At 72.0% G+C, this 15,268-nt stretch carries 13 protein-coding genes; 6 read left to right on the forward strand and 7 right to left on the reverse strand.

All coding sequences use genetic code 11. The annotated features are described in order from the left end of the window. The first annotated feature begins 97 nt into the window (after positions 1-97). Complete coding sequence (locus H490_RS25450; RefSeq protein ID WP_017884308.1) at positions 98-2,332, forward strand: ATP-dependent Clp protease ATP-binding subunit; 2,235 nt, start codon at positions 98-100, stop codon at positions 2,330-2,332. 95 nt (positions 2,333-2,427) lie between these two features. Here H490_RS25450 and H490_RS25455 read toward each other — a convergent pair whose 3' ends face one another. The 6 genes from H490_RS25455 to H490_RS25480 form a co-directional block, all read right to left on the reverse strand. After that, the gene (locus H490_RS25455) at positions 2,428-3,327 is read right to left on the reverse strand and encodes a hypothetical protein (RefSeq protein WP_017884309.1); all 900 of its coding nucleotides are present in this window, start codon (positions 3,325-3,327) and stop codon (positions 2,428-2,430) included. Then, positions 3,281-3,787: a hypothetical protein gene (locus tag H490_RS25460; RefSeq protein WP_152424258.1), complete on the reverse strand. Its 507-nt coding sequence runs from the start codon at positions 3,785-3,787 to the stop codon at positions 3,281-3,283. The genes H490_RS25455 and H490_RS25460 overlap by 47 nt, the downstream gene beginning before the upstream one ends. A 116-nt stretch (positions 3,788-3,903) precedes the next feature. Then, a complete protein-coding gene (locus H490_RS25465; RefSeq protein ID WP_081611653.1) occupies positions 3,904-5,787 on the reverse strand; it encodes an alpha/beta hydrolase in 1,884 nt (627 codons plus the stop codon). 18 nt (positions 5,788-5,805) lie between these two features. Then, positions 5,806-6,186, reverse strand: a complete 381-nt coding sequence (locus H490_RS25470) for a DUF6507 family protein (RefSeq protein WP_017884311.1) — start codon at positions 6,184-6,186, stop codon at positions 5,806-5,808. 6 nt (positions 6,187-6,192) lie between these two features. Next, positions 6,193-6,501 carry a pore-forming ESAT-6 family protein gene (locus H490_RS25475; RefSeq protein ID WP_017884312.1) on the reverse strand — a complete coding sequence of 103 codons (309 nt, stop codon included), beginning with the start codon at positions 6,499-6,501 and terminating at the stop codon, positions 6,193-6,195. Positions 6,502-6,534: 33 nt separating this feature from the next. Beyond that, entirely contained in the window at positions 6,535-6,870 is a 336-nt protein-coding gene (locus tag H490_RS25480) for a hypothetical protein (RefSeq protein ID WP_017884313.1), read from the reverse strand. A gap of 174 nt (positions 6,871-7,044) precedes the next feature. On the opposite strand from H490_RS25480, the gene H490_RS25485 reads away from it, so the two are divergent. The 5 genes from H490_RS25485 to H490_RS25505 are packed head-to-tail and all read left to right on the forward strand — an operon-like array spanning position 7,045 to position 14,042. Then, positions 7,045-7,863: an FHA domain-containing protein gene (locus H490_RS25485; protein ID WP_031290084.1), complete on the forward strand. Its 819-nt coding sequence runs from the start codon at positions 7,045-7,047 to the stop codon at positions 7,861-7,863. After that, positions 7,860-8,141: a hypothetical protein gene (locus H490_RS25490; RefSeq protein WP_017884314.1), complete on the forward strand. Its 282-nt coding sequence runs from the start codon at positions 7,860-7,862 to the stop codon at positions 8,139-8,141. Before H490_RS25485 ends, H490_RS25490 begins: the two co-directional genes overlap by 4 nt. Next, positions 8,138-9,433, forward strand: coding sequence for an EsaB/YukD family protein (locus tag H490_RS25495; RefSeq protein WP_017884315.1), 1,296 nt, complete (start codon positions 8,138-8,140; stop codon positions 9,431-9,433). The genes H490_RS25490 and H490_RS25495 overlap by 4 nt, the downstream gene beginning before the upstream one ends. Before the next feature lie 53 nt (positions 9,434-9,486). Further along, on the forward strand, positions 9,487-10,140 hold the full coding sequence (locus H490_RS25500; RefSeq protein WP_017884316.1) for a hypothetical protein: 654 nt from the start codon (positions 9,487-9,489) through the stop codon (positions 10,138-10,140). Continuing rightward, positions 10,137-14,042 (forward strand): type VII secretion protein EccC, encoded by a 3,906-nt coding sequence (locus tag H490_RS25505; RefSeq protein WP_017884317.1) that lies wholly within the window; start codon positions 10,137-10,139, stop codon positions 14,040-14,042. The genes H490_RS25500 and H490_RS25505 overlap by 4 nt, the downstream gene beginning before the upstream one ends. Before the next feature lie 20 nt (positions 14,043-14,062). Here the strand turns inward: H490_RS25505 and H490_RS25510 are convergent, their stop codons facing one another. Then, positions 14,063-15,250 carry an ROK family transcriptional regulator gene (locus tag H490_RS25510; protein WP_017884318.1) on the reverse strand — a complete coding sequence of 396 codons (1,188 nt, stop codon included), beginning with the start codon at positions 15,248-15,250 and terminating at the stop codon, positions 14,063-14,065. Positions 15,251-15,268 lie beyond the last annotated feature (18 nt).

Below are 15,268 nucleotides of genomic sequence, written 5' to 3' on the forward strand. Positions count from 1 at the left end.
GAAAGCAGCGCCCTGCAGTAAACTTGAGTCATCATAACTCAAGTTTGTGGCCGCCCGGCTCGGGTCGCCGCAGTCTGCTGAAAGAGAAGGGACCCAGATGCAGGCAAACTGGCAGCCCGCCCAGGGCGAAGAAGGGCAGAGCGCCCTCGAGCAGTTCGGCGTCAACCTCACGGAAGTCGCCCGCTCGGGCAAACTCGATCCGGTCATCGGCCGCGACAGCGAGATCCGTCGCGTGAGCCAGGTGCTCACCCGCCGCACCAAGAACAATCCCGTGCTCATCGGCGAGCCCGGCGTCGGCAAGACCGCCGTCGTCGAGGGCCTCGCCCAGCGCATCGTCGCGGGCGACGTCGCCGAGTCGCTCAAGGACAAAGAACTCATCTCCCTCGACATCTCCGCGCTCATCGCGGGCGCGAAGTACCGCGGCGAGTTCGAGGAGCGTATGAAGGCGGTGCTGCAGGAGATCAAGGACTCCGACGGCAAGATCATCACCTTCATCGACGAGCTGCACACCCTCATGGGCGCCGGCGGCGGCGAGTCGTCGGTCGCGGCGTCGCAGATGCTCAAGCCCATGCTCGCGCGAGGCGAGCTGCGGCTCATCGGCGCGACCACCCTCGACGAGTACCGCGAGTACATCGAGAAGGACGCGGCGCTCGAGCGGCGCTTCCAGCAGGTGTACGTGGGCGAGCCGAGCGTCGAAGACACGGTCGCGATCCTGCGCGGCCTCAAGGAGCGCTACGAGGCGCACCACAAGGTGACCATCGCCGACTCGGCCCTCGTGGCCGCGGCGAGCCTGTCGAACCGCTACATCACCGCGCGCCAGCTGCCCGACAAGGCCATCGACCTGATCGACGAGGCCGCGAGTCGGCTGCGCATGGAGATCGACTCGGCCCCCGTCGAGATCGACGAGCTGCGCCGCTCCGTCGACCGGCTGAAGCTCGAAGAGCTCGCGCTCAAGAAGGAGAAGGACGACGCGTCGAAGGAGCGACTCGCGAAGCTGCGCGAGGACCTCGCCGCGAAGCAGACCGAACTCGGCGGTCTCGAGGCCCGCTGGGAGCGCGAACGCGCTTCGCTGAACCGTGTGGGCGAGCTGCGCGAGAAGCTCGACCAGCTGAACATGCAGGCGCAGGTCGCTCAGCGCGAGGGCAACCTCGAGAGAGCCTCGCGTCTGCTGTACGGCGAGATCCCGGTGATCCAGAAGCAGCTCGCCGAGGCCGAGCAGGCCGAGATGGCCGGCGAGGTGGGCGGCGAGCCCCGCATGGTCAACGACCAGGTCACCGACGAGGACATCGCCGGTGTCGTGGCCGCCTGGACCGGCATCCCGGTCGGCCGGCTGCTGCAGGGCGAGACCGAGAAACTGCTGTCGCTCGAGAGCGAGCTCGGCAAGCGCCTCATCGGCCAGGGCGACGCGGTGCGCGCGGTCGCCGACGCGGTGCGGCGCACGCGCGCGGGAATCGCGGATCCGAACCGCCCCACCGGCTCGTTCCTGTTCCTCGGCCCGACGGGCGTCGGCAAGACCGAGCTCGCCAAGGCGCTCGCCGAGTTCCTCTTCGACGACGAGCACGCCATGGTGCGCATCGACATGTCGGAGTACGGCGAGAAGCACTCGGTGTCGCGCCTCGTCGGCGCCCCTCCCGGGTACGTCGGCTACGAGCAGGGCGGTCAGCTCACCGAGGCCGTGCGCCGCCGCCCCTACTCGGTCGTGCTGCTCGACGAGGTCGAGAAGGCGCACCCCGAGGTGTTCGACGTGCTGCTGCAGGTGCTCGACGACGGGCGCCTGACCGACGGACAGGGCCGCACGGTCGACTTCCGCAACGTGATCCTGATCCTCACCTCCAACCTGGGCAGCCAGTACCTCATCGATCCCGACATGTCGTGGACCGAGAAGGAGGGCGCGGTGCGCGAGACCGTGCGTCGCGCGTTCAAGCCCGAGTTCATCAACCGCCTCGACGAGATGGTGATCTTCCACCCGCTGTCGGAGGCCGATCTGGCGCAGATCGTGGAGCTCTCGATCGACCGGCTGCAGCTGCGGCTGGCGGATCGCCGGCTCACGCTGGGGGTCACGCCCGAGGCGCGGGCCTGGCTCGCGTCGCGCGGCTACGACCCGATCTACGGCGCCCGCCCGCTGCGACGGCTCATGCAGCACGAGATCGACGACCGGCTCGCCCGGGCGATCCTCTCGGGCGGTGTGCGCGACGGCGAGGCCGTGCGCGTGGACGTCGCACCCGACGGCGACTCGCTGGTGCTCGAGAGCATCGGATCGATGCCCTCGGGCGGCGGATCGCGAGGGTCCGGCCCCGACGACGTGATCGAGGCCGAGCTGCTCGACGAATGAGCGGCCACCGCGCCGGGGAGGCGATCCCGAACTGGACGCCCCCCGGCGCGGGGCCGAGCGGCGGGCGGACGATCCCGCGGCCGCTGCGCTGCCGCTCAGCTCAGGGAGGCCTCGATGAGTCGCAGCTCCGGCCACTCGTCGAACGCGAACGACCGGTTGCTGTCGAGTCGGGTGTTGTAGCCCACGCCGGCGTCGAGATAGCCGAAGAAGCCCGCGTCGATGCGCCAGTCGTCGTCGGAGATCGCCTCCCTGAGGGGCACGAGCCGCTGCTGGGTCTCGTCCCAGCGCGTCTGCTGCAGCGCTCGGGCCTCGTCCTGCGGCATCCACGCGACGGCCGACTCGGTGCTGCCCGCTCCGTCCCGCTCGCCGTCGAGGCTCGCGCCGAACAGCGCACCGATCAGGATCGCCACGAAGACCGGCGGTGCGACGAGCGCGGCCCAGGGCCACTGCGAGGTCGCGCGTACGGGCCCGGTGCCGTCGGCGCCGAACGCGACGGCCACCGCCGCGAGCCAGGCGGCGGCCGAGACGAGGCCGCCGCCGAGCGCAAGCATGCCCTCGAGCTGTTCGGGCAGCCGGAACAGGGCGTTGCCGAGAACCGAATCGAGGCCGCCCGAGTCGCCGACGCCGCGCAGACTCAGCCCGAAGATCGCGAACCCCCACCAGTGCACGAGCATCAGGGCCGTGACCGCCGACGGCGCCGCTCCGATGCCTGGTCGCAGCTTGCGCAGTCGGAAGTACGGGATCAGATCGAGCAGCGCCATCGTAGGTACGAGCACGGGGGAGAGCAGGCTGATGACGAGCACGTCCCAGCCGTCGCTGCCCGACGTCCACAGCACGACGAGCAGCAGAATCGGCAGGCCCCACGCGATCGCCTTCCAGCCCGACCAGACCGCCCGGTTGATGAGGCTCGGTCCGGGCGCCGATCCACCCGCGCCCGGACCGAACGGGTCAGTTGCCGGCGCGCTCGCGGCGGAGATCCCGCACCTCGCGAACATCACCGGGGTGGCAGCTGCCCTGGGCGGAGATGCTCACGCCGTCGGCCTCGGCCCCGGGGTGGAACATGATCGTCAACTTGTCGACGACCTCCGGGTAGCGCGCGTAGACGACGGTCGTGTCGACGTCGCCGTCGTAGCTGGTGCCGGTCACGTCCTGCCACCCGGCGGCGTGGAGCTGCTCGGCCACATGCTGCCGGAACTCCTCCTGGCTCTCCGGGAACCGCCAGCCGTCGACGTTGCCGATGCTGCGGTCGAGGGTGTACGCGTAGCCCCCGCCCGAGGTCTCGCACTCGACCAGGTCGAGCCGCTCCTCGAACAGCTGGACGCGGTCGTTGTCGCCCTCGTCGGGCGACTCGTACGGCGCACTCGGATCGATGAGCAGCGCCACCCCATGAATGCTCTCTTTGAGCTCGGCGCGCACCTCATCGGACTGCGTCAGAAGCTCTTCACCACTGGGCACAGACGTGCCTCCTCTCCAAACCGTGATCCCGACACCGGCGATCGCCGCGACGAGTACCGCCCCCGCGATGCCCAATCCGATCCCCATCCGGCGGCGGGATCTCTGATCGCGGGCGCTCACTTCGTCTCCTTCAGCAGGTCGGCCGCCTGATCGACGCCTTCAAGGAACGACCGGGCATCGGTATCGAGATAACCCCGCTGGCCCCTCCAGAACTCGTACCAGGGGGTGTGGTGGTGCGAACCGTGCCCCTCGGTCTGCTCGCCCTGCGGGGCGCGGACCTTCCCGTCGGCGCCGATCCCGAAGTCGACGGTTCCGGTCTCGCTGCTCAGCTCGGTCACGTAGTCGAGATCGATGGGGTTGATCGGGTGCGAGGAGATGCCGGGACTGCGGCCCGCCCACGCGGTCCAGTCGCGGCCCGCGGCGGTGGAGTTCACCTCCACGTTCTGCTGGCCGATGGCGGCAGCGGCGTCCTCGGTCCAGCCGGCCGACCCCACCGTGTAGATCTGGTCGAGCAGTTCGGGGTGGCGGCCCTGGGCCTGCGCCCCCATCGTGGTGCCGTACGAATGGAACCAGCCGGCGGTGATCGAGTCGGGATTGCGCTGCGAGACGCCGCCCATGAACTGGGCGTAGCGGGCGGCGCCGGCCTCGGCATGGATGCTGCCCTGCACCGCGGTCGCCCCCTTCGAGTCGTACTCGAACCACACGACCGAGGCGATCGAGATCCGCCCGTCCGCGGCGGTGTATCCGCGGCGTTCGAGCTCCGTGCTCACCTCTCGCTGCACGTCCCGTCCGGTGCCGCTCCAGTCTCCGAACTGCTCGAGATCGGTGCGGATGCCGTGGGTGAGCGTGAGCACCAGATCGGCCCGGTCGATGTCTCCGTAGGAGACGGCGGCCCGCGGCTCGTTGAGATCCTGGAACAGCGAGAGCAGGAAGACGTCGCCCCTGCGCTTGCCGTTGTCGTCGACGAGGGCGTTGTAGACCTGCTCCAGCCGGTCGCGCGTGCCCCCGTCGAGATCGTCCTGATCGAGCAGCTGCTGCAGATACCGGTAGTTGTCGGTGTCCTTGACCCGCGCCGGGATGCCGTTGAGGTTGCCGATCACGCCGGGGGCGGCCGCCATCAGAACGGCGAGCTCGCCTGTCGGCTCCCAGCCCGACGGGAACTCCGTGCCGGCCACACCCTCGAACCAGCGGCTCACGCGCGCCGGATCGGCGAGCCCGACCGCGGCGATGAAACCCGAGCGCGCCGCGATCCAGTCGCTGATCTCCTTCGAGCTGCGACCCTCGGCGACGAACCAGTCGAGCCGCCGCTCGACCTCGTCGGTGAGCGTCTTGCGCAGTCGCTCGGACATGGGGATGTCGTCCATGTCGCTGCCGTAGGCGCCCCACTGGGTGAGCTCGGAGCTCATGGGCTTTCCATCGACGCGGTAGACGTCGGTGCCGCCGGACACCCGGCCCAGGGCGCTCGCGAGCTCGTCCTCCGCCGAGATCACGTCGGCGTTGAACCGGGTGATGTCCTCTCTCAGCCGGCGCGCCTCCTCCTGCTGCGCGCTGAGGGCGGCCTCGGCCGCGTCCGCCTTCCGCTGCGCCTCGGTCTCGGCGGAACTGCCGGATTCGAAGTCGCCGTAGGTGAGGGCGGAGGACGTCGACGTGACCGACGCCGAGGCTGCGGAGAGCGCCGCATTGACCTCGTCGATGCGGCTGAGCAGCTCTTCGCGCTTCGTCTGGAGCGTGCCGAAGACGGGCGCCGTGAGCACGATCTGCTGACGGGCCTCCATGAGCGCCTCCGAGAGCGCGAGCGCGTCGGCAGCCGGCCGTTCGAGCATCTGATAGACGCCCTCGGCCCCCGTCACCTGGAACCAGTCGGTGAGGTTCTTCCAGTGCGAGTTGGCGGTGGCCACCGCGTTCGAGGCGTCGATGCCGATCGTCTGCAGCTCGTCGCCGAGCGACTCGACGGCGCTCTGCGCCACCACCTGATATACCGAAGCCGGATCAACGGCCATGTTCACTCACCTCGAACCTCAACCCTCGGGGTACGAATCGGCGTTGTACCGGTACTTCGACGCGATGCCCCACTCGGACTGCGCGTAGGATTCGGCGGCCTGCACGTCGTCGCCCATCTGCACATCCCCGGTGAGCACGGCCACCGTCGCCTCGGTCACCTGACCGCAGCGGTGCTGCAGCATCCACATCAGCTTGCGCGGCACGTCGGTGCGCTCGTCGCAGAAGCTGTTCCACGCGCTCGCGAGCGACGTGCGACCGTCGACCGAGAGCGAGCTCGCGCCTTCGGTCTGGAGGCTCGCGAACTTGCGAGAAGCGGTCTCGAGGTCGTTGCCCTCGTCGTCGACCTGCGCCAGCACGCCCATCACGCCCGCGGCGTCGACGCTCCACTGCCCCGACACTGCGGCTCAGCCGATGTTGTCGACGGCGGACTTCGCCTTCTGGATGGCGGCCTGGGCCGCCTGATCCGACTGCTCGAGGCTCTTGCGCAGGGTGGCGATGATCTCGCGCACCCCGGTCGCGGCGTCCTTCCACCGCTGCTCCTTCGACGCGTACTCGTCGGACACGCCGTCGGCCTGATAGTCGCTCATGGCCGAGCGCACGTCGGCGTTGCGCTGCTCGATCAGCGACTCGAGCCGGGAGGCCACGCGGTCGAAGTTGTCCTGCGCGTTCTGGGAGGCCGCGACGTCGTAGTCTCTGCGATCGTTCTGGTTCATCTGTCTGCTCCTGAGATCTCGACGGGTCGGTGATCAGCGCGAGGCGCTGAAGCGGGCGGCGTCGAACGAGACGGAGGACTGCGTCTGGCGGGTCTGATCGGCGATCTCGCCGTCGCCCTCGAGGAAGGAGCGGTCCATGCCCGAGATGCCGGAGAGCACTCCGGCGAGGGCCTGATCGAGCTCGACCGCGATCTGCTCGGAGTTCGCCTTGAACTGGTCGAACGCGGCACGCCCGGCGCCGTTGAAGCGCCCCTCGAGCGGCTCGGCGGCCTGGGCCAGCTCGCGCACGAGCGTTCCCAGGTCGTCGCCCGCGGTCGAGGTCTGCTTCGTGAGCTGCGTCAGCACCTCTGCACCCATTGCGAACTTCATGACGTTGCTCCAATACCGAAGAAAAACGAACGGAGCGGGTGCATGTCGATGCGAACCCAGCTCCGGATTTCAATCTGCTCCTATGCTATAGGGAGCGCAGTCGAGTGGCTAGAGCGGTGGGGGCGATCCACTGCGCGCCCGACCGCGAGCGCAGGAGGGAGCCGTGGTCAGCGCATGAAGCCGAGCCCCGCGACGTCCGACGTCATCGCCGCCCCCGCGTGGCGGGTGGTGCTGGCGTGCGGCGTCGACGTCGCGCTCGTCGCCGCGGTCGTCATCGCGAGCCTGTCGTTCCGGGGCACGCGCTTCGCCGAGCTCGGCCCGGCCATCGCGGTCGCGGGGATCATCGCGGTCGCGCTCGCCGTCAGGGACTTCGCCGTGCGCGGCCTCACGCCCGGCTGGCGGCTCGGCGGCATCCGCCTCGCGGCGATCGGCGGCTTCCCCGCCGTCGGCTGGCACCGGCCGCCGCACTCGCGCCGCATCGCGGCGGATCTCCGCCGCGGTGCGGACCCGGTCGACGTGCGCACCCCCGTGCCGGTGTTCGCCGCCGCGGTCGCCTCGCCGACCGCGGTGCGCGAGCCGGTGCAGCCGGGAGCGCCGCGCCGCGAGCCAGCCCAGGAGCATCTCGAGCGAACGATCTTCGCACCGGCGTTCGAGCGCGGCTGGACGGTGCTGCTCGACGGCGCCGCCGCGGCGTTCCTCGACCGCCCCATCGTGCTCGGTCGCAACCCGGCCGAGCAGCCGGGCGAGACGGCGATCGCGGTCGCCGACCTCGCACGGGAGGTGTCGAAGAACCACCTGCGCGTCACCCTGAGCGAGGCGGGAGAGCCGATCGTGCAGGATCTGGGTTCGACGAACGGAACGGTGCTGCTGCACCGCGACGGCCGCTCGGCCCTCGTCGCGGGCGGGCGCAGCGTGGTCGTCGACGAGTTCATCACCGTGCGCATCGGAGGCCACGCGGTGCAGTTCAAGAGGAACGGGGAGGTCGTCGCGTGAGCACGGATCAGAACCTGCTCGAGTCGGTTCGCGCGCACCGCACGCGGCTCGCCGCGGCGATGCTGTTCGGCGCCGAGGGGCGCGAGCGGCCGCGACGGTCGATGCTCGCGCGGCTGCTGATCGGCGTGGTGATCGCGGCGCTCGCGGCCGCCGCCTGCGTCGGGGTGGGCTACGTGCAGCACGTGCTCGAACAGCAGCGCATCGAACGACAGCAGATCAGCAACAGCGAGCCGGCGCCGACCGCGGTGCCGCCGCTCGAGTCAGGGAGCACGACGTGATCGATTTCACCCGTCTCACGGTGGTGGGCTCGCACCAGCGGGCCACGCTCGTCGTGCCGAGCGACGACCCGATCGGCGCGCATCTCGGCACGCTGTGCGCCCTGGTGCACGAGCCGCTGCCGAACGGCGAGCTGGTCGCCCTCGTGACCGGTCTGGGGGAGGAGCTCGATCCCGCGCTGAACCTCGCGCAGCAGGGGGTGCTCGACGGGGCGGTGCTGCGCATCGTGCCGACGCGGGAGCTGCCGTCGCCGCCCGAGGTGTCGGACGTGGTCGACGCCATGGTCTCGGAGCCGGAGGGCTTCGCGCCGAAGTCGGATGTGCACCGCGGTATCGCGGGGGCCGCCGTGGCCGGCGTCGGCTCGGCGCTCCTGCTGTTCGCGCTGCCGGGTGCCGCGGCGCCGCTCGCGGCCGGCATCTCGGCGCTGGTGTTCGCGCTGCTCGGCGCGGTGCTCGTGCGCCTCGCGATGCGCGGGCCGAGCTGGGTCGCGCTGTCCGTCGCGCTCGCCTCGGCGTCGGCGGCCGTGCTCTCGGCGCTTCCGCTCGTCACCCTCTCGGCGGCGGTCTGGTTGCTCGGCGCAGCGATCTGGGGGGTGCTCGGCATCGTCTTCGGTCTCGGCGGGGCTCGGCCGTCGGTGCTGCTCGGCGCGTTCGTGGGGCTCGCCTCGTCAGCGATCGGGATCGGCGCCGAGCTGCTCGGACTGAGCTCGGGCCGCACGGCGGCGGTCGTCGCCCTGGCCGGGCTCGTCTTCCTCGCGGTGCTGCCCGAGCTCGCGCTCTCGGCGTCCGGTCTCACCCGTCTCGACGACGGCACCGCGTCCGACCGCGCTCCGCAGCGCCACCGGGTGCTGGCGAGCATCGAGGCGGCCTACGACTCGCTCCGCTGGGCCGCGTTCGCGGCGGCGGGCGCGATGCTCTCCGCCATCCCCATGCTGCTCGGCTCCGGCGATCCGTGGCTCCTGGGCCTCGGACTGATCGTCGCCGCGCTCGTCGTGCTGCGCGCGCGGGTGATCCCGCTGGCGGCACCGGGCTGGGCGCTCTGGTCGGCAGCGATCGGCGGCCTCCTCGTGGGGCTCGGATCGCAGCTGGCGGCGCCGTCGCCGATGCTGCTCGCGGGCCTCGGAGCCGCGGTGCTGCTCGCCGCGGGGGTCGCGGCCTCGAGCCCCGCGGCCCACACCTCGGTGCGCCTGCGGCAGTACGGCGACGCGCTCGAGACGCTGCTCGCACTCGCCGTCGTCCCGATCGGTCTCGGCGGGTTCGGCGTCTACGCGCAGATGCTCGGGGTGTTCTCGTGATCCGAGGCCTCCGCGAGCAGCAGCGCACTCGGTTCTCGGAGACGTTGAGGGGGATGCACACGCCCATCGCGACCGCGCGGAAGCTCGTCTTCGCCTCGATCGGACCGACGTCGGCGGGCCCGCAGGCCGCGTGGGCGGTCGCGCGGGCGCTGGCCGCGGTGCAGCCGCGCCGCGTGCTGCTCGAATCCCGCCCGGCCGGCGCGGAGTGGCTCGCCTCCTTCGCGCCGCCCGGGCCCGGGCAGCTGCCGCGCCTGCCGGACGAGGTGGGAAGCGCGCTGCGCGCGCTTCCCGGGGGTGTCTGGGGCGCCGCCGCTGCCGTCGATCACCGGCACTTCGACGTCGTCTGCATCGACCACGGCCACGCGGCGAGCCCCGACGCGGCGCTCGCCGCCGCCGCGCGGGGTCACGCGCTCTGCCTGGTGGCGAGCGCGGCGCGCGAGGTCGCCGATCCGGCGATCGCACTCGCCGAGGGGATCTCCGCGCACCCCGCCGGCGTCCCCACCGTGGTCGCGCTGTGCGAGCCTCCGGCATCCCGCGCCGGCTGGGCCGGGCTCATCGCGGAGCGCGCACCCGTGCCCGTCGTGCGGCTGCCGCTCGTGACGGGCTCTCTGCCGAGGGCCCGCTCCCGCGGGCGCGGGCCGGCCGAGGCGGAGCTCGCGGCGCGCCTGCTCGCGTCGGCCGCCGAGCGGAAGGGGCCCCGTCCGTGACCTCCCGCGTCATCCACCGGCCCGCGCGCACGGTCCGCGGCCCCGAGAGGCCCCGCGAGCGCACCCTCGCGCCGCCTGCGCCGCTCGGCGACGCCCCGAGCGGCATCCCCATGCAGTCGCTGCTGCCGGTCGTCGGCTCGCTCTCGTCGATCGTCATGATGACCGTGCTGCGCTCGAACCCGCTCATGGTGGTCATCGGCGCGCTGATCCTCGTCGTCGCGCTGCTCAGCGGGCTCGGCATGGCCTTCTCGTCGCGCGGGAGGCAGAACCGTGCGCGTCGGCAGGGGCGCTCGCGCTACCTGCACTACCTCGACGGTGTTCGCGAGGAGTACCGCGAACTGCACGACCGTGTGCGCGCCGAGAGCCACCTCGCCTCGCCCTCCGCCGCGCTGCTGCCCCAGTGCGTCGCCCAGCCCGCGCGCCTCTGGGAGCGGCGGCCGGGCGACGCCGACTTCCTGCTGCTGCGCGCCGCGACCGGCCGGCAGGAGTGGTTCGACCTGCGTCTGCCCGAGGATCCGAACCCGGTGCAGCCGTTCGACCCGTTCCTGCTCGCCGAGGCGGCGCGCACTGTGGAGACCGCCTCCCGGGTGGACTCCCTCCCCATCGCGGTGCCGCTCGCCCCGGGTGCGGTCGTGACCATCGTCGCGCCGCCCGAGCAGGGGCGTTCGCTCGCACGCTCGCTCGTGAGCCAGCTCGTGGTGCAGCACGCTCCCGAAGAGGTGCTGCTCGCCGCCGCGATCGACCCCGCCGCGCGCGACGAGTGGCGGGGGATCGACCTGCTGCCGCACCTGCGCACCCCCGGCGTCTGGGACGGTCCGCTGCCCGCACGCAGCATCGCGCACGATCCCGCCGCCCTCGCGGGCATGCTGGGCGCCGAGCTGGAGAACCGCGCGGCGCGGGCGCGGCGCGGACGCGAACGGGTGGTGCGGCCGGAGACCCCGCTCATCGCGCTGTGCGACTTCGTCGAGGGCCCGGCGAAGCCGCTCGTCGCCCCCGCGGGCGTCTCCTCGACGGAGTGCGGGATCTCGTCGATCGTGCTCGTCGCCGACCGACTCCACGAGCCCGAGCAGACCACCACCCGCATCACCGTCGACGTCGAGAGCGGCGAGACGCGCATCGAGCACCTGGGCGCCGAGCCCGGGGCCCATCCGGCCTCGACGGGCGTGCGCCACGATGCCGCCGCTGTCGAGCTCTTCGAGCGGCTCTGCCACGCCCTCGCGCCGCTCAGACTCTCGGCCGAGGCTCGCGCGCAGACCGCGACCGACGCCGAGGTGGGGGCCCTGGACATCCTGGGCGTCGAGCGGATCCAGGATCTCAGCGGGGAGCGCTGGGGCGCGGCCGCCGGGCGCGGATTCCTCACCACCGTGATCGGCTCCGGCCCGCACGGCGACCCCGTCTCCCTCGACCTGAAGGAGGCCGCACAGGGCGGTATGGGGCCGCACGGCATCTGCATCGGTGCGACCGGCTCGGGCAAGAGCGAGTTCCTGCGCACCCTCGTGCTCGGACTGGCGGCCTCGCACGGCCCCGACGACCTGGCCATGATCCTCGTCGACTACAAGGGCGGCGCCGCATTCAGCCCCTTCCAGCCGCTGCCGCAGGTGGCGGGCGTCATCGACAACCTCGAGGGCGAGGCGGGGCTCATCGAGCGCGCACGCGCCTCCATCTCGGGCGAGATCGTGCGCCGTCAGCAGCAGCTGAAGGACGCCGGCATGCTCGCCTCCATCACCGAGTACCGCGCGGCGCGCGAGCTGCGGCCGTCGCTCGAGCCCATGCCGCACCTCCTCATCGTGCTCGACGAGTTCGGCGAGCTGCTGACCGCGGAACCCGAGTTCATCGATCTGCTGCTGCAGATCGGGCGCATCGGGCGCTCCATCGGCGTGCACATGCTGCTGTCGAGTCAGCGGATCGAGGCGGGCAAGCTGCGCGGCCTCGACACGTTCCTCTCGTACCGCATCGGTCTGCGCACCTTCTCGGAGCAGGAGTCGCACACGGTGCTCGGCACGCCCGACGCCTTCCATCTGCCGTCCGCCCCCGGCGGCGGGTACCTGAAGGTCGATTCCTCGGTGTACACCCGCTTCCAGTCGGGCTTCGTGTCCGGGCCGCTGCCCGGGCCGGACCGGCTCGCGGAGGAGGTGCCCTCCGTGCCCTTCCCGCTGCCCGACGACAACTCCATCGAGGTGCAGCTCGCCGCCTATCTCGGGCGACCCGCGCCCGTGCCCGACGAGCGCAGGAATGCTCCGACGGTGGTCGAGGAGAGCGTGCGCCTGCTGCGCGACGGCGCCCCGCCGACGGCGTCGATCTGGCTGCCGCCGCTTCCCGCGCGCTTCCCGCTGCTGTCGGTGATCGACTCCGAACGGAAGCCGCTCGAGGTGCCCGTGGGACTGATCGACGACCCGGCCCGTCAGCATCAGGGCCCCTGGACCCTCGACCTCGATCGCGCCGGCGGGCACTTCGCCGTCATCGGATCCCCGCAGTCGGGGCGCTCGACGTTCCTGCGCACGGTCGCCGCCGGCATCTCGACCACGATGCCGCCCACGCGCGCCACGGTCTACGCGCTCGATCTGACCGGCGCCGGGCTCACGCGCATCGCGGGCTTCCCTCACGTCGGCGGCGTCGGGGTGCGCGGAGACGTCGAGCGTCAGACGCGCATGCTCGAGGAGCTGCACGGCATGCTGAGGCAGCGGGAGCGCCTGTTCCGCGAACTGCAGATCGAGTCGCTCGGGCATTTCCGCGCTCTGCACGGGGCGGGGCGGGTGCCCGGGATCGTCTCCGCCGACGTCGTGCTGATCGTCGACGGTTACGGACTCGCCCGCACGGAGTTCACGATGCTCGAGGAGCCGCTGTCAGAGCTGCTGCAGCGCGGCGGCAGCTTCGGCATCCACCTGGTGTTCTCGCTCACCCGCTGGGCCGAGCTTCCGATGCGCCTGCAGCCGCTCGTCGGCAACCGCATCGAACTGCGGCTCAACGATCCCGGGGAGTCGACGATCGCGCGCAAGCTCGCGGCGACGATCACGCAGCCGGGCCGTGCACTCGCGGGCGAGCGGCTCTTCGCCCAGGTGGCGCTGCCCACCGCCGACACGGTGCCGGACGAGCTGGTGGGCGAATCGCTCGCCGAGCTCGCGGAGCGCACCGCCGCCTCCTGGACGGGGCCCTCCGCGGCGCCGGTCAGGCTACTGCCCGAGGTGCTCGACGTCGCCGAGCTGCCCGGCGCGTCCGAGGAGCCGCTGCGTCTGCCGTTCGGGCTGCGACAGGACACCATGGACGTCTGCGCGCTCGACCTCGAGAACTCGGCGGGGCAGGATCAGCACCTGCTCGTGCTCGGAGACAGCGGCAGCGGCAAGACGAACCTGCTGTCGGTGCTGCTCGACGGTCTGGTGACTCGGCGCACGCCGGAGGAGGCCGTCGTCGCGCTCATGAGCCCGCGCGGTACGCTCGCGGACCAGGTGCCGGAGGACTACCTCGGCGGCAGCGCGACCGATGGGCGGCGCGCGAGGGAGCTCTCGGCCGCGCTCGCCCTGGAGCTGGAGAAGCGTCGGTTGGGCGAGGCCTCGCCCGAGCTGCGGATCTACGCCGTGGTCGACGACTTCGACGTGCTCGCGGCTGGCAACACGGCTCCGCTCGAGCCGCTGCTGCCGTATCTGCCGCAGGCGCGCGATCTCGGGCTCACGGTGTGGGTCACGCGCCCGGTCGCGGGGGCCGCGAGGGCGCTGTACGAGCCGGCGCTGCAGATGCTGCGGGATCTGGGCGCCACGGGTGTGCTCCTGTCGGGCGAGCGAGGCGAGGGTCAGCTGTGGCCGGGCGTCGTGGCGCACCAGGCGATCCCGGGGCGCGCCCGCATCCTGCGGCGAGGGGAGCCGCCGCGGCTCATCCAGATCGCGGTGCGCGGCGCGGATCTCGCCTGAGGCGTCGAGGGCGGCGCCGCTCAGCCGCCGAGGGCCGCGGCGATCCGGTCGGGGGAGAGCGCCGCGTCGATCGCGAGCTGCGCGGCGCCGTAGATCGCCGCGTTGCCCGCCGCGCGTGAGGGGGCGATCGTGAGGTGCTCGGTGGAGAGCGGGATCGACCGTGCGTAGACCACCTCGCGCACGCCGGCCACGAGATGCTCGGCGGCCTGAGCCATGGTGCCCCCGATGACGATGGTCGACGGGTTCATGAGGCTGACGCAGGCGGTGAGCACCTCGCCGATGTCGCGCCCGGCCTGGCGGATGGCCTGGATCGCGGCGACGTCGCCGCTTTTGGCGAGGGCGACGACCTCGCTCGGGCGGTGGTACCGGCTTTCGGCGGTGCTGAGCGCGTGGGCGAGCGCGCGGCCCGAGGCGACGGCTTCGAGGCAGCCGCGGTTGCCGCAGGGGCAGGGGGCGTCGGCGGCGCGGGCGAGGGCGACGTGGCCGATGTCGCCGGCGGCTCCGTTGGCGCCGCGGCGCAGGGTGCCACCGGAGATGACGCCGGCTCCGATGCCGCTCGCCACCTTGACGAAGATGAGGTCGGTGACGCCGGGCCACGAGGTGCTGAGTTCGCCGAGCGCCATGATGTTGACGTCGTTGTCGACGAGTACGGGGGCGTCGATGCGGGCGCGGATGGCGGAGGGGATGTCGAAGCGGTCCCATCCCGGCATGATGGGCGGGTTGATGGGCCGCCCGGTCGAGAACTCGACGGGCCCGGGCACGCCGATGCCGATGCCGGCGACCTGCTCGGGGGCGTAACCGAGGCCGGGGAGCAGGTCTTCGGCCGAGCGCAGGATCCACTCGATCGCGGCTTCGGGGCCGTCGGCGATGTCTCTCGGCGACGACATCTCGGCGAGCAGCTCGCCGTCGAGGTCGGTCACGGCGACGCGGGCGTGGAGGGCGCCGAGGTCGGCCGCGAGCACCACCCGGGCGCGCGGGTTGAACGCGATCTGCGACGAGGGGCGGCCACCGGTCGAGGCAGCGTCCTCGACGGGGGCGATGAGGCCGAGGTCGAGCAGCTGGTCGATGCGCTGGGTGATGGTGGGCCGGGAGAGCCCGGTGATCTGCGCGAGTTTGGCGCGCGTGCGCGGTTTGCCGTCACGCAGCAGTTGCAGCAGGCCGCCCGCCGTCGAGATGACGGGACTGTGCTGGAGTGAAGGAAGCGCCACCCTTTCAGTAAAGCACAG

Source organism: Leucobacter sp. UCD-THU (assembly GCF_000349545.1).
Classification (GTDB): domain Bacteria; phylum Actinomycetota; class Actinomycetes; order Actinomycetales; family Microbacteriaceae; genus Leucobacter; species Leucobacter muris.